The following is a 20,297-nucleotide window of genomic DNA, read 5'->3' on the forward strand; positions in this document are numbered from 1 at the left end:
GTCAGAGGAGCCCGGCCTGTTCCAGAACGACCTTGATCGTTGCGGTCTCGGACTCGTCGAGCGAGAGCATCGGGGCGCACATCGTGTTGCCGGTGATGACGCCGCGCAGGGCCAGAGCCGTCTTGAATGCGCCCAGACCCGCGGCACCGGCACTGACGCGACCCGGTGTCGGTGCCTCGACGATGGAGAACAGATCGGTGAGTCGATCCTGCTCGGCCTTCGCCGCCGCCCAGTCTCCTGCCTGCGCAGCGCGCCACAGTCGCACGTAACCGTGGGGGTCCACGTTGGCCAGGCCGGGCACAGCGCCCGAAGCACCCATCAGCAGGCATCCGTCGACGACTACCTCGTGCCCGGTGAAGACGGCGAAGTTTTCGAGCCCGGCCGACTGACGGAGCAACATACGGAAACTGACGTCGTCGCCGCTCGAATCCTTCACGCCGGCGATGACTCCCTCGCGACCGAGCTCGACCAGCATTGCCGCGCTGAGCTTGCTGTGGACACGAACCGGGACGTCGTAGGCGAACAACGGAAGATCCACTGCAGCGTGGATGGAGCGGAAATGCGTTGCCGTCTCGGCTGCGTCGGTGATCGCGTAGAACGGCGCCGTCGCGACGATGGCATCCGCACCCGCTTCGCGCGCCTGCTCGGCGACGGCGATGACCCGGTTGGTGGTCATGTCGTTCACTCCGACGAGGACCGGTACCTGGCCGCCGACGTGACCGATGGCCGTCTGCACCACCTGGGCGCGCTGAGCGTCGGTGAGGTAACCGACCTCACCCGAGGAACCGAGGACGAACAAGCCGTCGACTCCGGCTTCGATCTGCAGTGAGAGCAGGCGTTCGAGCGACGTGGTGTCGACCTCGCCCTCGAGCGTCAGTGGTGTGACGATCGGCGGGACGATTCCGCTGAAGGTGGTGGTTTCCGTGCTCATGAGGTCTCCATATGTTGGTTGTCGGATTGAGTTGTGGGTGCGGCTGTCAGGGAGAGACGGAGACCGGCTGACCGCTCGAGGCGGACAGATAGGCAGCATCGATCACGCGCATCGACGCGCGGGCGTCTGCCACGGTGTAGTCGGGTTCGGTCCGTGTGGGAAGTCGATCGAGCACGTGAGAGAGAAAGCTCGACACCGCGTTGTCCGAACCGAAGCCGCCGATGGGTAGTGCGGTCACGTCTCCCGAGGATGCGAAGTGGGTCACCGCGGGTTTGTCGTCGTCGGAACTCGCGTATCCGTGGGAGCCGAGGACCCGAACCGTCGCGGTATTCGCGCCGAAACCCGGTGCTGCGGGGATTCTTCCGACGGTCACCGTCGCGGTGACGCCGTTTTCCAGGGCGAGCGAGATCAACGCCGTGTCTTCGACTCCGAACTGCTGGTGGGCCCCGCCGTAGAGTGTGCTCGTCTCGGCGTACACCTCGGTGACGTCCAGGCCGGTGAGGTATCTGAGGTAGTCGGCGGCGTAACCGGCGAAGTTCACTACTTCTCCCCCGCCGGACAACGCGGGATCCACCACCAGTTCGGGACGCTCGACGGACGTCGCGAAATGTGTTCCGCTTGCCAGGAACTCGATGTCCACGTGGCGCGGCAGTCCGAGGTTTCCGGCATCGATCCAGCGGCGCAGTCGCCGGAGCGCAGGTGAATGAGTGCGGTTCACCACCGTACAGATTCGCCCGTTCGACCGTGCCGCTTCCTCGACCGCCGCGGCCTCCGACTCGTCGATACCCACCGGCTTGTCCACCAGGACGTCGAGTCCCGCGTTCAGTGCGGCAATCGCAAGCCGTGCATGCCTGGTCGGCTCACTGCAGATGATCGCCAGGTCTATCCGTTCGGGGTCGAGCATCTCGCCGAGTTCGTCGATCCACTCGATGTCTGCGGCCTTTGCCATCGCGATTCCGTCCTCACGAATCCAATCGGGGACCGAGGATTCGTCGGAGGCCCCGACCAAGCTCACTCGAGGATCGGAGCGCAACAGGTCCGCATAGGAGCCGGCATGCCTTACGCCGCTGACAAATCCGACGCGGATCGAACCGGTGCCGGTCATTGGTGTTCTCCGATCGAAATCGCGCGGCCGGTGTCGAGTGACTGTTGTGCAGCGATGGCAGTCGCGAGAGCTGCACGTACCTGCCAGTTCTCGACTATCGGGGTCGCGGAACCGTCGAGAGTGGCGATCCAGTGGCGCATCTGATGCGCCATCGCATCTTCGATCGACGACGGCGGCGCGTTTGTCGTATCCGTCATCAGGCCCGGGTCGTCGCCGGTGTCGTGCGCGAGCGTGCCGGATGTCCCCGACACCACGATCCGGCGTACCATCTTTCCCGATTGTGGTAGAGCGTAAGCCAATTCGATGAGCGCCAGCGATCCGTCCTCGAAGCGAACGGTCAGATGGAAGCTGTCGTGCACGGGCATCCCCGCCGCGAAGGTGGGGAAACTACGAGCGAACACACGGATCGGACGACGACCGATCAGCCACGTCACCAGATCGAGAGCGTGGGTTCCGTTGTGAACGGGGTGACCACCCGAGCGTTCCTTGTCGTGTTGCCAGCCTCGCCAGCCCCCTGGCCAGACGTGGCCGGTGTACCAACTGAGGTGGATCAACCGGGGGTCGCCGATGACGCCTTGTGCAACCGAGTTTCCGATCGAGGAGATCGACGGCTGGAATCGTACGGTCTGTCCGACCATCAGTGAGGCGCCGCCACCTTCGGTGGCCTCGACCATCGCGTCGAAGTCCGCGACTGTCAGCGCGGCCGGCTTCTCCACGTGCACATGCTTTCCCGCGCGGCCTGCGGCTATCGTCACGGGCGCGTGGTCCGGAGTGGCCCCGACGACGTTGACCGCGTGCACGCTCGGGTCTGCGAGAATCTTCGCCAGATCGGTACTGGCCTTCGCGCCCGGCGCCAATGCCGCAACCGATGCGGCCCGGTCCAAGTCACTGCCGAATACGTAGGCGACTTCGACCGACGGGATGCGCGCCAAGGCGCTGACGTGGTCCCGCGCGATTGCGCCGCTGCCGATGACGGCTACACGCACGGTCACTTCGCACTTACCGACAGCGCTGCCGGTTCCGCGCCACCGAGTCGCACCTGTTCGGCGACGACGAGTGCGCGTTCACGTGCGTATGTCAACGGTGAGCCGGAGTCAGCCTTGCCGTCGAGAACTGCTGCCATCTCGTCGATTTCGTGGCGAATCGCAGCCTGCATCCACAGCGGGGATCCTCCGTTACCCGAGTTGTACTTCTGCGTCCTGCTCGCAGAGTCGATCAACGATTGATTCTCGGCGTCGACGTCGAAGATCGGCCACGACTCTTCGACCCGTCCCCCGCGCAGTCGGCTGACCCGGCCGGTGTGGAAGTCCGCGTGGACCGAGCCTTCGGCGGCATCGACCGTCAGCTCCCACGAAGAAGTGTGTGAACGCGTCGAGATGGTGTGTCTGCCGATCGCGCCGCCGGCGAACGACACCACTGTGTTGCGGAAGCCGTCGTCCGCGGTGGCGATGCTCGACACGGCAGTCACCTCGCCGCCGAGCCAGCACATCAGGTCCAGTTCGTGAATCTCGTGAGTCAGTTCTCCACCCGTTCGGCTCTTGTCGAGCTTCCACCACTGTGGATCTGCGCCGTCGGTGTCGATCCAGCGCGAGCGAGACGTTTCGATCGCAGCGACCTCGCCGAGCTCCCCCGACGTCAGCAGGTCCGCCAGACGTCGTACACCCGGCATCATCCGCATGATGTGCCCGACCATCAACGGCGAACCGCTCGCGTCGGCGCTCGCGATCATGTTCTGCGCATCGACCAGTTCGACGGCAAGTGGCTTCTCGACAAAAACTGCCTTGCCGTGTTCGAGTGCCGCGATGGCAGGTTCGGCGTGCGCGTGATTGGGCGTCGCGACGACAACGAGGGCCAACTCCGGGTCAGCGGCCACCGCGTCGTGATCGTCTGTCGGGGTTGCCGAGAACTCTGCGGCGACATCCTTGGCCCGCTCGAAGTCACGGTCGCACAGCATCGCCAGTTCGAAACGTGGATGGGCAGCCAGCTCGCGAGCGAGGGAACTACCGAAGAATCCGCAACCGACCACACCGACTTTGTATCGGGTCATGAAGTCTCCAAAGATTGGATGAGGGATGTCCTATGTTATACGGCCAGCGTCATCGGTCGTCAATTCGACGTCGGTAACGCAGTCTTCATCTATGCAGGTGAGCGCACTATTTTTGGTTCAAAACCGGCGAAACGTCCAAGTTCAGCGCCGCCAGTTCCGAAGATTCTCTAGACGCTTTCTGATCCACAATGTAAGTTACGCAACATCGGACGTCGAACATAGGACATCCCCTATCCACTCCCTTGATGTCCCGCTCCCCGCCTTGGAGGCCGCCTTGAAGAACGAACGACCGCTGAGCTCCGCGTTCACACGCCGAGACCTGTTCCGGTACACCGGGCTACTGGGAGCTGCAGCAGGTATCACCGCGACTCTCGCGGCCTGTGGCGGCGGCCCGTCGTCGACCTCGGTTGTCGGCGGTTCCCCGAGCACCGGCGATCTGACCACCGCCATCGGATACGGCAACGACCAGAGCTTCGACCCGATGCAGACTGCATCCGGTTTCCTCATGGCAGCGGTCAACCACGTCTACGAGGGACTGCTCGAAAACGATCCAGGCACCGGTGAGACGTATGCGGCGCTCGCACAGGCCGTCCCGACCGACGCCACCGCCTCGAGCTGGACCATGAAAATCCGCGAGGGCGCAACCTGGCACGACGGCACTCCGGTCACCTCGGACGACGTCGTCTTCACCTTCGATCGCATCCTCGATCCACAGCAGAACGTACTGATCCGCTCCTTCTTCTCCTCCTGGTTGCAGTCCGTCACCAAGGTCGACGACCAAACGGTGACCCTGAACTTCAACTACCCGTTCAGCGCTGCCGCACAGCGTCTCTCGATCGCCAAGATCATGCCCAAGCACGTCTTCGACGGCCACTGGGACGAGGCCAAGTCCGGAACGCTGGTCGTCGGTTCCGGTCCGTACAAGCTCAAGAGCCACACCCCCAAGAGCAACACAGCTTTCGAGGCGTTCGAGGCGTACAACGGGCCGCGTCCGGCCAACTTCGCGACCATGAACTGGCTCTCCATCGTCGACACCTCCTCACGCATCGCGCGCGTCTCGGGCAACAATGCCGGTGCACAACTCGCCGACAACATCCCCGTCGCCAACGTCCCTACCCTCACCTCCGGTGGGCGCACCGTCGAGGGCAACCCGGGCATGAACCTCATGTACCTGCTCTTCGACACCACTCAGGCACCGTTCGACGACGTTCGTGTTCGCCAGGCGATGTTCTATGCGATCAACACCCCGAAGATGATCGAGATCGCCCTCGGCGGCAAGGCAGCACCGGCCACGAGCTACCTGTACGAGCGCAACCCCGACTACGCGCGAGCGTCCACCGTCTACTCGTACGATCCGGACAAGGCCCGCTCGCTTCTCGCTGCCGCCGGTGTAAGTGGCCTCGACCTGACGCTGCTCTCCACCAACGTCAGCTGGTTGGCCGACTGCTTGCCGACCATCAAAGAGTCTTGGGATGCAGTCGGATTCAACACGACGCTCGAACCGCAGGACACCAGCGCCATGGTGAGCAAGCTCAACAGCGGCCAGAAGTTCCAGATCGCTGCGGGTACGTCCAACCCACAGGCGTTCGGCAGCGACGTCGACCTCCTCGTGCGCTACACGTACAGCAAGGGCGGCCTGTGGACGAAGACCTACGCCAAGTGGGACGACACCCCCGAGGCACAGAAGATCTACGCCACCATGGACGAGGCCACCCGCGAGACAGACCCGGCAAAGCGCAGCACCCTTGTGCAGTCGTACCTGAACCAGATCGCCGAAAACGCTGTCTACTATCCGGTTCTCCATCAGGAACTCCTGACTGCGTGGGATCCGAAGAAGATCGCCGACGTCACTCCGCTGCCGTACCCCGGCGTCAACCTGCTTCAGGCGAAGCCGGCCTGATACCCGCCCGCTCGGCCGTTTCCCACAACTGAGAGATTCCCCGATGGCAAGAGTCCTCCCCATGCTGATCAGGCGATTACTGATACTGATCCCCCTGATCCTCGGCATCATCGCGTTCGTCTTCATCGTGATGCAGTTCGCGCCCACCGATCCCGCAACGGCGGCGTTCAACGGCGGCAACCCGACTGCGGAACAGTTGCAGCAGTTCAAGGAAGAGAACGGACTGCTCGATCCGCTTCCGCTGCAATACGTTCACTTCGTGACCGATCTGGTCAGCGGCAATATGGGTGACAGTCTGATTTCCGGTACCCCGGTGTTGGACTCGATCTCCACCGCTCTGCCACTGACCATTCAGCTCACGGTTCTCGGACTGGTGATCGCCATCGTGCTCTCGCTGATCTTCGGTGTCACCAGCGCACTGTTCCGCGATCGTTGGCCGGATCAGGTCATCCGAGTGATCTCCCTCGGTGGTGTGGCAGCACCGTCATTCTGGTTGGCACTGCTGATGATTCAGTATCTGGCCGTCCAACTCGGATGGTTCCCCACCGGTGGCTACGTCAATCCGAGCGACTCCGTCACCGACTGGCTCTGGTACATGGCGCTCCCGGCGCTGTCCCTGTCACTGCCCGTCGCGGCACAACTCACGCGCATCATCCGCACGTCGATGGTCGAGGAGTTGGACAAGGACTACGTCCGTACCGCGATCGGCAGCGGCCTGCCCTATCACGTGGTGATCGGGCGAAATGTCTTGCGTAACGCACTGATCAACCCGCTCACCGTCCTGGGTCTACGGGTCGGATACCTCCTCGGTGGCGCTGTGGTCATCGAGCAGATCTTCGGTCTTCCCGGAATGGGTCAGCTCATGATCAACGGCGTCACCAACGGTGACCCCGCAGTAGTTCAGGGTGTTGTCATCGTCATCGCGGTCGGCTTCGTCGTCGTCAACCTCGCCGTCGACATCCTCTACCTGCTCGTCAATCCACGACTTCGGAGCGCAGCATGATGAGAAGAAAACTCACCGAGAAGCTTTCGCGACCCGGCATCACCTTTTCTCGCTTCCCTCTCTCGGCCTGGCTGTCGATGGCGGTTCTCGCGATCATCGTGCTCGCCTGCCTCTTCGCGCCACTGATCACGCAGTACACCCCGCTCGAACAGGCGGTGGGTACCGCGGGCCCCAGCGCCGATCACTGGTTCGGTCAGGACAGTCTCGGCCGAGATCTGTTCAGCCGCTTGCTCTACGGCGGACGTTGGTCGTTGACCATCGGTCTCGGGTCCACCTTCCTCGCATTGTGCGCCGGTGCTCTCATCGGGTCGGTCGCCGCAACGAGCCGAAAAGGCGTCGACGAGACCATCATGCGAGTGCTCGACGTGGTCATGGCGTTCCCGGGCATCGCGCTCGCTGCCGTACTCGTCGCAGCCTTCGGTGGTTCGATTCCGGTTCTGATCGTCACTATCGCGTTCCTCTACACACCGATGGTGGCCCGCGTCGTTCGCGCGAACGTTCTCGCTCAGTACGGTGAGGACTACGTCGCGGCCGAAAAGGTCATCGGCGCAAGAACTTCACACATCGTCGTCAAGCACGTCGTAGCCAACTGTGCTGCGCCGGTTCTCGTCTTCTGCACTGTCATGGTCGCGGACGCCATCGTGCTGGAGGCCAGCCTGTCGTTCATCGGAGCAGGTGTCCGTCCCCCGGATCCGTCGTGGGGATCGGTGATCGCCGACGGCAAGAACATGGTCCTTCTCGGTGGTTGGTGGGCAACGGTGTTCCCCGGTCTGCTGATTCTTCTGACGGTGCTCTCCCTCAACGTGCTCGCCGAGGGCCTGACGGACGCGATGGCCGATCCGAGTCTGAAGAAAACCAAGAAGACGCCCTCCGCACTGGAAGCAGCGCAGACTGCCGCAGCGGAGGAGACCTCCAACGAGCTCATTCTGGAGGACGAAGCCGCATCGGTCGCCAACACTCCGGAGTTGATCGACGACTTCGCCGACCCGAGCGTCGTGAAAGATGTCCTGAAGCCGGCGGCCGAGCCGACTCCTCTCGAAACTCACCTGAAGATCCTGGCGGAAACCGAGCGGTCTCGGTCCGATCGTCTTGTGTACGAGGGCGATGCAGCGCCCCTCCTCGAGGTCCGCAATCTCACGATCCGGTTCCCCGAACGCTACGGAGACACGGCGATCGTCGACAACGTGAGCTTCACCGTCCGCCCGAACGAGACGATGGCACTGGTCGGCGAGTCCGGTTGCGGAAAGTCGCTCACTTCGCTGGCGATCATGGGTCTACTGCCCAAGACAGCAGTGGTGACCGGCGAGATCCTGTTCGACGGCGTCAATGTCCTCGAACTGAACAACCGGGAGCGAAACAAGCTGCGCGGACACGACATGGCGATGATCTACCAGGATGCGCTGAGTTCTTTGAACCCGGCGATGCTGATCCGCGCGCAGTTCAAGCAGCTCACCAAGCGCGGCGGTACCCGCACAGCCGAGGAACTGCTCGAACTCGTCGGACTCGATCCGGTGCGCACTCTCTCCAGCTACCCACACGAGCTTTCCGGTGGTCAGCGTCAGCGCGTTCTGATCGCCATGTCGCTCACCCGCAGTCCGCGGTTGATCGTCGCGGACGAGCCCACCACCGCTCTCGACGTCACCGTCCAGGCGCAGGTCGTGGACTTGCTCAACGATCTTCGGGAAAAGCTCGGCTTTGCCATGGTTTTCGTGAGCCACGATCTTGCACTCGTTGCTTCACTCGCTCACAAGATCACGGTGATGTACGCCGGTCAGGTCGTCGAGTCTGCGCCCACCAGCGATCTACTCGTCGATCCGCGTCACGAATACACTCAGGGCCTCCTCGGCGCCGTTCTCTCCATCGAGGACGAGGCTCCGCGGCTCCACCAGATCCAGGGAACCGTACCGTCGCCCGGCAGCTTCGCCACCGGTGACCGTTTTGCCGAACGTTCCCTGCGTCCGGATTCCGATCCAAACCGAAAGCCCGAGATGGTTCGGATCGGCGAGACCGAGCATTTCTTCGCGAACCAGTCCGCGACTCCCGCACACGCAGAATCGGAATTGGAGAGCGTGCGATGACTACAGCTGAAGCACCCATCCTGGAACTGAAGAACATTCACGTCGTCCACAAGACCCGTTCGGGATCACTGTTCAAACCCGGCACGGTTCACGCGGTCAACGATGTCAGTATCGTCGTACGACGAGGGGCGACGATCGGCATCGTGGGCGAGTCGGGTTGCGGCAAGTCCACTCTGGCCAAAGTCATGGTCGGATTGCAGAAACCGACGTCGGGCGACGTGGTATTTCGCGGCCGAAGCGCTCTGACCCGGTCGGCGGGCGTGCGCAAGGAGTTCGGGCGGGCGATCTCGATCGTCTTCCAGGACCCGGCTACCGCGCTCAATCCGCGAATGACGGTGGCCGACATCCTCACCGATCCGCTCGACGTCCACGGCATCGGCAACCGCGCGAGCCGAACCGCCCGAGTTCGCGAGCTGGTCGGTTTGGTCGGACTCCCCCAATCTGCGCTCGAAGTCATCCCGAGCCAGATCTCCGGCGGTCAGCGTCAACGTGTCGCGATCGCGCGTGCGCTCGCGCTCGAGCCTGACGTCATCGTGGCCGACGAACCGACGTCGGCTCTCGATGTCTCGGTGCGAGCGCAGATCCTGAACCTGCTCAGCGACATCAAGGCTCGGTTGGGGCTCGGCATGGTGTTCATCTCGCACGACATCCAGACGGTGCGGTACGTCTCCGACACGATCGTCGTCATGAACGCCGGGCGGATCGTCGAGCAGGGGACGGCCCAGGAAGTATTCGACAACCCGTCGGATGCGTACACGGCCAAACTGCTGGGCGCGGCGCCCAGTCTCCTGCAACGCACCGTTGACGTGGGTTGACCAATGGAGCGGATGACCGGACATAGGATGAAGGACGTTCGTATCAGAAAAGGGGAATCGATGTCTGTCCGGAGTGGCACACAGGGCGCTCGTTTCAGCGCGCAAAACCGCATGCGCGCACTTCAGACGGACATCATGAACTTGATCCTCGAACGCAGACTCTCCCCCGGCGACCCGATGCCCACCGAGGCCGAACTGTCCGAGGAATTGGGTATCGGCCGGAACACCCTCCGCGAGGCACTCAAGGTTCTGCAGGCCTTGGGCGTCGTCGAGATCCGTCACGGTTTCGGAATGTTCGTCGCCCCGAGCAACTTCGACGCTCTCGCCGACGGCCTGACCTTCCGTGGCCGGTTGTCGTTGCAGGGCACCGGGCACGAGGCGATGGAACTGGTCGACATTCGTCAGGCACTCGAGACCGGACTGATCGGTGCGGCGATGGCCGAGATGACGTCGGCCGACCACGCCGACCTCGACGAACTCGTCACCGGCATGGAGGTCCGTGCCGCCGCCGGGAAGAACTTCTCCGACATCGACGCGACCTTCCATTCCCGCCTGTACTCCCCGCTCGACAACCAGGTCCTCGCTCAGTTGATGGACGTCTTCTGGCAGGTGTACAGCGAGATCCAGCAGGCTATCGGGCATTCGGATACACCACTGATCGACATCGCGTCGAAGCATCGTGCGATTCTCGACGCGATCCGTACGGGTGATGCCGTCGAGGCGGCGCACACTCTCGATGTGCACTTCGGTGGCCTGCGCGAGCGGATCGCCGGCCTTCATGCTTCCGAAGCGCAGTAGTTTCGAAACGCGTGATTTTGCTCCGCTGTCTCACCATCGCGCCCGTTCTTCCGGCAAAATTACGGGTATGAAGAACCCGAACCTGACGCCTTCGCGCGTTCTCGCAGTTGTCCTCGCTGCCGCCCTGGTCATTTTCGTGATCGCACGTCGCCGTGACGACGGCGCCCTCAGCCGCGGAGAATGGTTGTCGGACAGCGTCGGACCGGACGACCTCGCCGGCTGAAACGACGTATGCCCTCGGCCGAAACTCGGCCGAGGGCATACGTACGTGTCATCTACTACTTCATCGAATCCAGTCGGGTTCGCGCGTCCTCGAACCCCGACACCAGCTCTGCCATGACCTCGGCGACCGGTCGGATCTCGTTCATCCGTCCCACGATCTGACCGACGGGCATTGCCACAACTTCCGGGTTCTCCGATGCAGCGATTCTCTGATGAGCGTCGCTGACCAGTAGGTTCTGCAGCGGCATCGGCAAGGGCGCCGGTGCTCCCGGGTTCGACCAGGCTTCCGTCCACTTGGTCTTGAGCAACCGAGCGGGCTTACCCGAGTAGATGCGCGAACGTACGGTGTCGGCCGACGTCGCGCCCAACAGTGCACGCTGAATAGCGGACGGGCCTTCGCCCGACGCACTGCCGAGTTTGTATTCGGACGTGGTGAGCCAGTACGAGCCCATCCACACTCCGGACGCACCGAGTGCAAGTGCAGCAGCCACCTGACGGCCGCTGCCGATACCGCCGGCAGCCAGTACGGCCGCCGAATCGCCCAGTGCATCAACGATTTCCGGAACGAGAACCATCGACGCAATTTCGCCGGTGTGACCGCCGGCCTCGTAGCCCTGCGCGATCACGATGTCGACACCGTTCTCGACGTGACGACGTGCATGCTCGACGGCGCCGGCCAGTGCTGCTACCGGAACGCCTTTCTCGTGTGCCTGATCGATAACGTCCTTCGGCGGCGATCCCAGTGCATTCGCAATCAACGCGATCCGGTGTCCCAGAGCAACATCGACGTGAGACCGCGCTACCGAGTGAAGCCATCCCAGTACGCCGGTCGCATGCTCGACGTCGTCGGAAAGCGGCGGCACACCGAGCTCGTCGAGCGTGCGGTTGACGAAGGCGCGGTGTTCCTCCGGAATCAGCTTGTCGAGATCGACGGCGCCGCCCTCGGTCGGCACCTTTGCCGGCATGACGATGTCGACGCCGTACGGCTTACCGTCTGTGTTCTCGTCCATCCACGTCAGTGCGGCTTCGAGCTCTTCCGGATCGTTGAACCGGACACAACCGAGCACGCCCAGACCGCCCGCGCGGCTGATCGCGGCCGCGACGTGCTCGGAAGGAGTGAATCCGAAGATCGGGTATTCGATGCCGAACTTGTCGGCGAGATCCGAACGCATCAGGCTTCCACGCTTTCGTTTGCGGACGCCACAGGAGCGCCGTTTCCGTTGTGATCGTCAGCCTCGCGCGATTCCGTTTCGGCCTTCGCCCAGCGGTAGTCGGGCTTGCCGGCCGGATTGCGCTTGATCTGGTCGACGAACCACACACTGCGCGGAACCTTGTATCCGGCAATCTCTTTGCGCGCTGCGGTGGCGATGTCGTGCAACGTCGGCGACGTGCCTTCACGTACCTGAACCACTGCGGCAACCCGCTGACCGAAGCGCTCGTCGGGGATACCGACCACCAGCACGTCGAAGATGTCCGGGTGCGCCTTCAACGCGCCCTCGACCTCTTCCGGGTAAACCTTCTCGCCGCCGCTGTTGATGGACACCGAACCGCGGCCGAGCATCGTGACCGTGCCGTCGGCTTCGACCTGCGCATAGTCGCCGGGGATCGAGTAGCGAACGCCATTGATGGTGCGGAAGGTTTCGGCCGTCTTGACCTCGTCCTTGTAGTAGCCGAGCGGGATGTTGCCCTTGCGCGCGAGCATGCCGCGCTTGCCCGATCCGGGTTCGACCTCGTTGCCGTCGTCGTCGAGAACCGTTGTGGAGGCGTCGATCTTGACCGTCGGACCGCCAGTGTGCTTCTGACCCTTGCTCAGCACGGCCAGTCCGCCGAAGCCGGTCTCGGATGCTCCGATGGAGTCGGTCAACAGGCGGTTGGGCAACAGTTCGAGGAACTGCTCCTGGATGCTCGGCGAGAAGAGCGCAGCACTGCTGGCCATCACGTAGAGCGTCGAAAGATCGTACGGCTCACCCGTCTTCGGATTGCCGGCGATCAGTGCGTCGAGCATCGGACGGCCCATCGCGTCACCCGTGATGAAGATCAGGTTGACCTTGTGCTTGTCGATGTTCTGCCACACCTCGTGGGCGTCGAATTCCGGGTGCATCAAACAGGTTCCGCCGCCGAAGAGGCTGTGGAACACCGCAGACTGCGAACCACCGTGAATCATCGGGGGAATCGGGTAGCGGATCATGCTCGGGTTGGCTGCGCCGACCTTCGCCATCTCGTACTCGTCCTCGACCGGAACTCCGGTGACGAAGTTGATGCCGCCGCCGAGAACACGCCACCAGTCCTCGTGGCGCCACATGACGCCCTTGGGACTTCCGGTGGTGCCGCCGGTATAGAGCATGAAGATGTCGTCGTTGCTGCGCTCTTCGAAATCACGCTCACCCGAACTCTGCGCGAGTGCGTCCTCGTAGCCGATGCCGAAAGCACTGAAGTCCAGATCGGTGCCGTCCTCGACCACGATGACGGACTTGACCTTGGGAGTGTTCGGCAGGACGTTCGCGACCTTGTCCGAGTAGCGGCGCTCGTGAATGAGCGCAACCATGTCGGAGTTGTCGAAGATGTACTGCAACTCGTTCTCGACGTACCGGTAGTTGATGTTGACCATCACGGCCCGGATTTTGAAAACGGCGACCATGGCCTCGATCGCCTCGATGACGTTCCGGCAGTAGATGCCGACCTTGTCACCCGGCTGAACGCCATGTTCACGCAGGTAGTGACCGAGGCGGTTTGCTCGGTCCTCCAACTGCGCATAAGTCATCTCGCGGTTGTCCGAGACCAGCGCAACGCGGTCCGGAACGAGGTCGATTGCGTGCTCTACGAAGTCTGCGATGTTAAGGGCCACGAGTTCAAAGTAGAACGTGTTACCGTTTCTGGCAAGACCCAATTTGAGAGCCAGCTCACAGACCCGCCAGGAGCCATCAGTGTCCACTTCGACGACCGAAAAATCAGACATTTCGGAAACCGCGCCGCATTGCCTCGTGGAGAAGCGTGGCCACGTTCTCATCGTGACCATGAATCGCCCCGAGCGTAAGAACGCCATCACCGGCGAAATGATGGCGATCATGGTCGACGCCTGGGATCAGGTCGACAACGACCCCGAAATCCGCGTCGCGATCCTCACCGGAGCTGGCGGCGACTTCTGCGCCGGCGCCGACCTCAAGAACATGTCCGCCAAGCCTCCGGGAGATTCCTTCGCGGGCGGCGGCGTCGACATGTCCAAGATCGAAGGTCTACTCAAGGGTCGCCGGTTGACCAAGCCGCTGATCGCTGCGGTCGAGGGTGCAGCCATCGCCGGCGGAACCGAAATCCTGCAGGGCACCGACATCCGCGTCGCGGGCGAGAGCGCCAAGTTCGGCGTCTCCGAAGCCAAGTGGGGGCTCTTCCCGCTCGGCGGTTCCGCGGTGCGTCTCGTTCGACAGATTCCGTACACGATCGCAGCCGACATCCTGCTCACCGGTCGTCACATCAAGGCTCCGGAGGCCAAGGAGATCGGGCTCATCGGCCACGTCGTCCCGGACGGTCAGGCCCTCGACAAGGCGCTGGAGCTCGCGGACCTGATCAGTGCAAACGGCCCCCTCGCTGTGCAGGCGATTCTCAAGACCATCCGCGACACCGAGGGCATGCACGAGGAAGAGGCCTTCCAGATCGACGCGCAGCTGGGCATGAAGGTGTTCATGAGCGCGGACGCCAAGGAGGGCCCGCGAGCCTTCGGTGAGAAGCGGGCGCCCCAGTTCAAGGGTGTCTGAGTCAGGGTTGCCTGTCCCCACCCCTGCCTGAGCCACCCCCCTTCCCGTCCCCTCTCGGTCCCACCCACCCCCTTTTCGAGCGAACGTGCCTTTCGGCGCCTTCAGTGCGCCGAAAGGTACGTTCGCTCAGCCTGTTTCGTCCATTTTCACCCACCTCGACCTCGCGAACACCTGTGGCCGGGGACGTGACTGCGCCAATCTGTAGTGCGCACGCAGGTCCTCGATCACACGATCAGGGTCCGTTCGCAGTGCACTGGGCACCGTCGGCAACACGATGATTCCCGCATTCTGCATTCGCGTCCGGCGTTCCACCGTGCGCTTGTAGTCCGTCGGCGCGGCATGCCATTCCAAGGAGTCGATGTCCCACGCGAAGGCAACCGAATCGATCCATCCGTCCGGAATTGCGATGAAGTCTCCGTCGGCATCCCGGATCTCATGGTTGAACAACATTTCCGGCAGCCCGCTCCGCTGCCACAGTTTTCGCGCGTGAACCTCCGGAACCGAGTGGACGTTCGCGTTCACTTCGCGCAACACGACCCGAGGTAGCGCGGACCCCCGACTGCTGCCCGCCTCGAGTTCCTTCGCAAGTTCGCGCACCGAGACGTCGCCACGCTGAACGACCTCGGCAATGAGTGCCCGTGTGGGATCGAGGGCCCTGCACCGCCTCGCAGCGTCGAGTAGTGCCCTCGGCAGCGGCGCACAGCGCAGACCGTTGCGAATCTCCGGCTCAGGCAGTCGAACAGTGCGCTCCACCGTGACGAACCCAACCGATTGAACACGACGGTCGATGGGGATGAGCACCTGCACATCCCCAGAATGCATCCGATATCCGAACTCCGACATGGCAGATCGACCGGTCAGTAGAGACTCGTCACCGCTCAACATGAGCGCAGCGATCGATCGTTGACGTGGCGTCGGTTGACCATTTCGGAGCAGGATCACTCCTGGCAATATGCGCTGCCAGGGTCCACCCACTCGACACCGGGTGTGCACGGCGGAGTTGGAGACGCCCAATCGCGCCAACTCGGCCGTTCGGATCACTCCGCTTCGACTGACGCGGTAGATCGCGTCCAGATCATCGCCCCACATTCCACGCCGCATGGTCGCAGCATGACTCGAGTAGCACCGCGGGCCCCGGCGGCGACCTGGGGTTTTGGCGGCCCTGTGGATAACTTTCGGCGAGCGAAAGGCGCGTTGAGCGCCTCAGATGCGCTGAACGTGCCGTTCGCTCGGAAAAAGGGGGGTCCCGCTCGAAAAAAGGGGGGTGCCCCGCTCAACCACCCACCGCGGCCGCGAGCTCTCGCACATGGTCGGCGTCGCGGCAGGTCACCAGCAGCATCGTGACTCCGGCTTCCTCCCAACGCTTCACGTCCGCGCGCACCTCGTCGACGTTGCCGATGATCATGGTCTCGGTGACCATCTCGTCGGGGACGACGGCAGCAGCTTCGTCCTTGCGGCCCGACATGAAGAGGCGACCGATCTCGTCGACCTCCTTCTCGTAGCCCATCCGCTTGTAGACCTGTGCGTGAAAGTTCAACTCCGGGGCGCCCATTCCGCCGACGTAGAGGGCGGTCATCGGCTTGAGAGCGGCGATGGCCGCGGCACGATCGTCGGTCACGATGACCTGGCACGTGGCGGCCACCTCGAAGTCTTCGCGGCTACGACGGGCCCCGGCGCGAGCGAAGCCTTCGTCGAGCCACTTGTTGTACATCGGCGCCAGGCGCGGGGTGTAGTAGATCGCCAGCCACCCGTCGGCGATTTCACCGGCGAGCGCGACGTTCTTCGGCCCTTCGGCGCCGAGCCAGATCGGGATGTCCGCACGCAGCGGGTGCGTAATGGGCTTGAGCGGCTTGCCAAGTCCCGAACTGCCCGGTCCCGCATACGGCAGAGGGTAGTGGGGGCCGGGGCTGGTGACGGGCGCTTCACGGGCGAGGACCTGGCGCACGATCGAGACGTATTCGCGGGTGCGCGCGAGCGGCTTCTCGAATGGCTGGCCGTACCAACCTTCGACGACCTGCGGTCCGGATACGCCGAGCCCGAGGATCGTTCGCCCACCGTTGAGGTGATCGAGAGTGAGCGCGTGCATGGCACAGCTGGTCGGTGTTCGCGCCGAAATCTGTACGACGGACGTGCCGAGACGGACGTTCTCGGTCCGAGATCCCCACCAGGCGAGCGGGGTGAATGCGTCCGAGCCCCACGACTCTGCCGCGAAGACCGCGTCGAATCCCGCGCCTTCCGCGGCCTCGATCAGTTCCGGGGCGTTTGCCGGCGGCTGTGCGCCCCAGTATCCGAGTTGCAACCCAAGCTTCATCGCAGGCCTCCACATTGCCGGTGATCAGAAGTGACTCTTGCCACAATCTCTAGAACCTGTTCTACTCGATCTTGTGACCATCGGAAAGAGCGGGGTGGCCGACAAGCCCCTGAGCGCACCATTGAATCTCCATTTCGACTACACCAGATCGACGGGACCGACCATCGGCGCGTTCGTGACTGCCCTGCGTGATCGCAAGGTGATCGGCGCACGTGGGTCGAACGGTCGTGTCTTCGTGCCGCCACCGGAATTCGATCCGGATACGGCCGAACCACTGACCGACTTCGTCGGAGTCTCCGACGGCGGAACGGTCGTGAGTTGGACGTGGATGCCCGAACCCATCGAGGGTCAACCCCTGACGAAGCCTTTCGCGTGGGCCCTGATCAAGCTCGACGGCGCGGACACGTCCATGCTCCACGCGGTCGACGTCGACTCCCCCGACGACATCAGCACCGGCCTGCGGGTTCGTGCTCGCTGGGCGTCGGAGCGGATCGGGCAGATCAAGGACATCGAGTGCTTCGAACCAGGTGAGAGCGAAAATGGAATCGCGACAGTCGATTCCAGCGCCGATCCTGTCACCATGATCACGACGCCTGTCGACCTGCACTTCATGCATTCCGCTTCGGCCGAGGAGAGCTTCTACCTCCGCGGTCTCGCAGAAGGCAAACTGATCGGTGGTCGCAGCGGACCCGAAGACAAGATCTACATCCCACCGCGCGGCGCGAATCCCACCAACGGGAAGCCGACGAGCGAGCAGATCGAACTGCCCGACAAGGGAATTGTCACCACCTTCTGCATCGTCAACGTCCCGTTCCTCGGGCAGCGAATCAAACCGCCCTACGTGGCCGCCTACGTGCTTCTCGACGGAGCCGACATTCCGTTCCTGCACTTGATCCTCGAATGTGATGCCGCGGACGTACGCATGGGCATGCGCGTCGAAGCCAAGTGGAAGCCTCGCGAAGAGTGGGGTTACACCCTCGAGAACATCGAATACTTCCGGCCGACAGGTGAACCCGACGCCGAGTACTCCACCTTCCAACACCACCTGTGAGGCTCCTGAAATGACTTCTGCAGACATCGCAGTCGTGGGCTTTGCTCAGGCACCCCACGTCCGCGAAACCAACGGCACCACCAACGGCGTCGAGATGCTCGTCCCGTGCTTCCAGCAGCTCTACAGCGATCTGGGAATTACCAAGTCCGACATCGGCTTCTGGTGCTCCGGATCTTCCGATTACCTGGCCGGACGAGCGTTCTCCTTCATCTCGGCCATCGACTCCATCGGAGCGGTCCCGCCGATCAACGAATCTCACGTCGAGATGGATGCTGCGTGGGCCTTCTACGAAGCGTGGATCAAGATCTTGACCGGCGAGGTCGAGACCGCGCTGGTGTACGGCTTCGGCAAATCCTCCGCCGGGCACCTGCGCAAGATCCTGTCCATGCAGCTCGATCCGTACCTCGTCACTCCGCTGTGGCCGGACTCCGTCTCGATCGCCGGACTTCAAGCCCGACTCGGACTCGACGCGGGTAAGTGGACGCAAGAGGACATGGCGGAGGTTGCCGCTCGCAGCCGTCGTCACGCGCTGAGTAATCCGAAGGCTCAGCTCGCAGGCGAGGTCGACATCGAGGCACTACTCGCCAGCCCGTTCCTCGCAGATCCGTTGCGCGCACACGATTGTGCGCCCATCACCGATGGTGCGGCAGCAATCGTCCTGGCCTCGGGTAACCGCGCCCGCGATCTCTGCGAGCGGCCGGCGTGGATCACCGGACTCGAGCATCGCATCGACTCCCCCAACCTGGGTGCACGTGACCTGACCACCTCGCCGTCCACAACGTCGGCAGCCAAGGCGGCAACGGGCGGCGAGGTCGGCAACATCGACGTCGCCGAACTGCACGCGCCGTTCACTCACCAGGAATTGATCTTGAAGGAAGCGATCGGCCTGACCGACGCCACCACGATCAATCCGTCCGGCGGTCCGCTCAGCGGCAACCCACTGTTCGCCGGTGGTCTGGAACGAATCGGCCACGCCGCCAAGGCAATCTTCGACGGCCAGGCGAATCGCGCTCTGGCCCATGCAACAAGCGGCCCTGTGCTGCAGCAGAACCTGGTAGCAGTCTTGGAGGGACGGAACTGATGGCCGGAACGCCTCAACTCGCGGCCGTGCTCGGCACCGGCCAAACTCACTACGTCGCAAAGCGTCATGATGTCTCGATGGCGGGCTTGGTTCGTGAAGCCATCGACGCCGCGATGCTCGACGCCAACGTCGGCTGGGACGACATCGACGCCGTCGTCATCGGAAAGGCCCCCGACCTGTTCGAGGGTTCGATGATGCCCGAACTCGCCATGTCGGATGCTCTTGGCGCCAACGGAAAGCCGTTGCTGCGTGTTCACACTGCCGGCTCGGTGGGTGGTTCGACGGCTATCGTCGCCTCCAGCCTGGTCAAATCCGGTGTCCACAAGCGCGTTCTGACGGTTTCCTGGGAGAAGCAGTCCGAGTCGAACGCGATGTGGGCGTTGTCCACACCGGTTCCGTTCAACATGCCTGTCGGCGCCGGCGCCGGTGGATACTTCGCCCCGCACGTCCGTTCGTACATTCGTCGATCGGGCGCACCGGAGCACATCGGCTACCTCGTCGCGGTGAAGGATCGGCTCAACGGCAGCCTCAATCCGTATGCGCACCTGCGGCAGCCGGACATCACCTTCGAATCGGTGCAGGCATCTCAGATGCTCTGGGATCCGATCCGCTACGACGAGACCTGCCCGTCCTCGGACGGCGCGTGCGCTCTGGTGATCGGCAACGAGGAAGCGGCCGCACAGGTCGAGGCCGAGGGTCGTTCGGTCGCGTGGATCCACGCGACGGCCATGCGCACCGAGCCGACCTTCTATGCCGGACGCGATCAGGTCAATCCGCAGGCCGGCCGTGACGCCGCGGCCGCGCTGTGGAAGTCCGCGGGAATCACCGATCCGCTCAACGAAATCGACTGCGCCGAAATCTATGTCCCGTTCTCGTGGTTCGAGCCGATGTGGCTCGAGAACCTCGGTTTCGCGGAGGAAGGCCAGGGCTGGAAGCTGACCGAGGCCGGCGAAACCGCGATCGGCGGCAAGCTCCCGGTCAATGCCTCGGGCGGTGTTCTCTCTTCCAACCCGATCGGCGCCTCGGGCATGATCCGTTTTGCCGAGTCGGCGATGCAGGTCATGCACCGCGCCGGCGATCACCAGGTGGCCGACGCGCGCAAGGCTCTCGGCCATGCCTACGGCGGTGGCTCGCAGTACTTCTCGATGTGGGTCGTCGGCTCCGAACGTCCCACCACGTAACAGCAGCACACACGCCGATCAGGAA

18 protein-coding genes are annotated in these 20,297 nt (G+C 63.2%); 10 read left to right on the top strand and 8 right to left on the bottom strand.

Features of this window, described 5'->3' with window-relative positions; translation table 11 throughout:
• Position 1: 1 nt before the first annotated feature.
• From QM596_RS16995 to QM596_RS17010, 4 genes are read right to left on the bottom strand one after another with little or no spacing between them, the layout of a single operon-like run.
• The gene (locus QM596_RS16995; RefSeq protein WP_283309513.1) at positions 2-931 is read right to left on the bottom strand and encodes a dihydrodipicolinate synthase family protein; all 930 of its coding nucleotides are present in this window, start codon (positions 929-931) and stop codon (positions 2-4) included.
• Positions 932-977: 46 nt separating this feature from the next.
• Positions 978-2,036 carry a Gfo/Idh/MocA family protein gene (locus tag QM596_RS17000; protein ID WP_153212628.1) on the bottom strand — a complete coding sequence of 353 codons (1,059 nt, stop codon included), beginning with the start codon at positions 2,034-2,036 and terminating at the stop codon, positions 978-980.
• Positions 2,033-3,028 carry a Gfo/Idh/MocA family protein gene (locus tag QM596_RS17005; RefSeq protein ID WP_283309516.1) on the bottom strand — a complete coding sequence of 332 codons (996 nt, stop codon included), beginning with the start codon at positions 3,026-3,028 and terminating at the stop codon, positions 2,033-2,035. The genes QM596_RS17000 and QM596_RS17005 overlap by 4 nt, the downstream gene beginning before the upstream one ends.
• A complete protein-coding gene (locus QM596_RS17010) occupies positions 3,025-4,083 on the bottom strand; it encodes a Gfo/Idh/MocA family protein (RefSeq protein ID WP_283309518.1) in 1,059 nt (352 codons plus the stop codon). The genes QM596_RS17005 and QM596_RS17010 overlap by 4 nt, the downstream gene beginning before the upstream one ends.
• A 274-nt stretch (positions 4,084-4,357) precedes the next feature.
• On the opposite strand from QM596_RS17010, the gene QM596_RS17015 reads away from it, so the two are divergent.
• The 6 genes from QM596_RS17015 to QM596_RS17040 all read left to right on the top strand — a co-directional run bounded on the left by QM596_RS17015 (position 4,358) and on the right by QM596_RS17040 (position 10,900).
• Positions 4,358-5,983 (top strand): ABC transporter substrate-binding protein, encoded by a 1,626-nt coding sequence (locus tag QM596_RS17015; protein WP_283309520.1) that lies wholly within the window; start codon positions 4,358-4,360, stop codon positions 5,981-5,983.
• A gap of 43 nt (positions 5,984-6,026) precedes the next feature.
• A complete protein-coding gene (locus QM596_RS17020; RefSeq protein WP_020906304.1) occupies positions 6,027-6,986 on the top strand; it encodes an ABC transporter permease in 960 nt (319 codons plus the stop codon).
• Positions 6,986-9,064, top strand: a complete 2,079-nt coding sequence (locus QM596_RS17025) for a dipeptide/oligopeptide/nickel ABC transporter permease/ATP-binding protein (RefSeq protein ID WP_283309652.1) — start codon at positions 6,986-6,988, stop codon at positions 9,062-9,064. The genes QM596_RS17020 and QM596_RS17025 overlap by 1 nt, the downstream gene beginning before the upstream one ends.
• On the top strand, positions 9,061-9,879 hold the full coding sequence (locus QM596_RS17030; protein WP_283309522.1) for an ABC transporter ATP-binding protein: 819 nt from the start codon (positions 9,061-9,063) through the stop codon (positions 9,877-9,879). Before QM596_RS17025 ends, QM596_RS17030 begins: the two co-directional genes overlap by 4 nt.
• Before the next feature lie 60 nt (positions 9,880-9,939).
• Positions 9,940-10,677 carry a FadR/GntR family transcriptional regulator gene (locus QM596_RS17035; protein WP_024487763.1) on the top strand — a complete coding sequence of 246 codons (738 nt, stop codon included), beginning with the start codon at positions 9,940-9,942 and terminating at the stop codon, positions 10,675-10,677.
• Positions 10,678-10,744: 67 nt separating this feature from the next.
• The gene (locus QM596_RS17040) at positions 10,745-10,900 is read left to right on the top strand and encodes a hypothetical protein (protein ID WP_019746984.1); all 156 of its coding nucleotides are present in this window, start codon (positions 10,745-10,747) and stop codon (positions 10,898-10,900) included.
• A 55-nt stretch (positions 10,901-10,955) separates the two neighbouring features.
• Here QM596_RS17040 and QM596_RS17045 read toward each other — a convergent pair whose 3' ends face one another.
• Positions 10,956-12,071, bottom strand: a complete 1,116-nt coding sequence (locus tag QM596_RS17045; RefSeq protein ID WP_003945863.1) for an NAD(P)H-dependent flavin oxidoreductase — start codon at positions 12,069-12,071, stop codon at positions 10,956-10,958.
• The gene (locus QM596_RS17050) at positions 12,071-13,744 is read right to left on the bottom strand and encodes an acyl-CoA synthetase (protein ID WP_029537562.1); all 1,674 of its coding nucleotides are present in this window, start codon (positions 13,742-13,744) and stop codon (positions 12,071-12,073) included. The genes QM596_RS17045 and QM596_RS17050 overlap by 1 nt, the downstream gene beginning before the upstream one ends.
• 79 nt (positions 13,745-13,823) lie before the next feature.
• Here QM596_RS17050 and QM596_RS17055 point away from each other — a divergent pair, with 79 nt between their 5' ends.
• The gene (locus tag QM596_RS17055; RefSeq protein ID WP_007734275.1) at positions 13,824-14,648 is read left to right on the top strand and encodes a crotonase/enoyl-CoA hydratase family protein; all 825 of its coding nucleotides are present in this window, start codon (positions 13,824-13,826) and stop codon (positions 14,646-14,648) included.
• A 126-nt stretch (positions 14,649-14,774) separates the two neighbouring features.
• Here QM596_RS17055 and QM596_RS17060 read toward each other — a convergent pair whose 3' ends face one another.
• Positions 14,775-15,749, bottom strand: coding sequence for a hypothetical protein (locus QM596_RS17060; RefSeq protein ID WP_283309525.1), 975 nt, complete (start codon positions 15,747-15,749; stop codon positions 14,775-14,777).
• Positions 15,750-15,921: 172 nt separating this feature from the next.
• Positions 15,922-16,959 (bottom strand): LLM class F420-dependent oxidoreductase, encoded by a 1,038-nt coding sequence (locus QM596_RS17065; RefSeq protein ID WP_019746980.1) that lies wholly within the window; start codon positions 16,957-16,959, stop codon positions 15,922-15,924.
• 73 nt (positions 16,960-17,032) lie between these two features.
• Here QM596_RS17065 and QM596_RS17070 point away from each other — a divergent pair, with 73 nt between their 5' ends.
• From QM596_RS17070 to QM596_RS17080, 3 genes are read left to right on the top strand one after another with little or no spacing between them, the layout of a single operon-like run.
• On the top strand, positions 17,033-18,010 hold the full coding sequence (locus tag QM596_RS17070; protein WP_019746979.1) for a Zn-ribbon domain-containing OB-fold protein: 978 nt from the start codon (positions 17,033-17,035) through the stop codon (positions 18,008-18,010).
• A 10-nt stretch (positions 18,011-18,020) separates the two neighbouring features.
• Positions 18,021-19,091, top strand: coding sequence for a thiolase family protein (locus QM596_RS17075; RefSeq protein WP_003945801.1), 1,071 nt, complete (start codon positions 18,021-18,023; stop codon positions 19,089-19,091).
• Positions 19,091-20,272 (top strand): thiolase family protein, encoded by a 1,182-nt coding sequence (locus QM596_RS17080; RefSeq protein ID WP_003945946.1) that lies wholly within the window; start codon positions 19,091-19,093, stop codon positions 20,270-20,272. Before QM596_RS17075 ends, QM596_RS17080 begins: the two co-directional genes overlap by 1 nt.
• Positions 20,273-20,297 lie beyond the last annotated feature (25 nt).

This window comes from Rhodococcus sp. IEGM 1406 (genome assembly GCF_030056745.1).
GTDB lineage: Bacteria > Actinomycetota > Actinomycetes > Mycobacteriales > Mycobacteriaceae > Rhodococcus_F > Rhodococcus_F erythropolis.